This window comes from Pseudomonas sp. BJa3 (genome assembly GCF_026343815.1).
GTDB classification, from domain to species: Bacteria; Pseudomonadota; Gammaproteobacteria; order Pseudomonadales; family Pseudomonadaceae; genus Aquipseudomonas; species Aquipseudomonas soli.
In genome coordinates this window covers 1-460 of sequence record NZ_JAOXMC010000054.1, presented here as the reverse complement: position 1 = coordinate 460, position 460 = coordinate 1, and the positions used below count along the sequence as shown (strand labels likewise).

At 61.1% G+C, this 460-nt stretch carries 1 protein-coding gene; it reads left to right on the top strand.

Annotation, left to right across the window (positions count from 1 at the left end; all coding sequences use genetic code 11):
- On the top strand, window positions 1-460 hold a 460-nt coding region (locus OH705_RS26855; protein WP_267303385.1), incomplete at both ends, for an immunoglobulin-like domain-containing protein.

The following is a 460-nucleotide window of genomic DNA, read 5'->3' as shown; positions in this document are numbered from 1 at the left end:
AGCGTCAGCGGCGCGGATAACTTCGAGAAGCTGACCCTCGGCGACAACTCGGTCACCACGACCGTGACCGACGAGCCAGGCACCGGCACTCCAGGCACCGACAACCAGGGCGACAAAGTCACCGTCACCATCGTCGGCAAAGGCGATGTCACCGAAGACCAGCAACCCGCCTTCACCATCAAGGTCAGCCAGAAGCTCGACCACGACCTGACCGTAACCCTGTCGAACGGCGACAAAGTCGTCATTCCAGCCGGTCAGACCGAAACCGAGTACAAAGCCAAGGCCCAAGGTGATGACGTCTTCAAGGACGGCGATACCCTGACCGTCGGCATCACCGATGCTGCCGTCGATGGCAAGACCTTCGAGAACCTGGAACTGGGTGGCAACGCCTCGGTGCAGATCACCGACACCATCAGCGAAGTCGTAGCGACCCTCACCGCCGACAAGACCACTGTGTCGG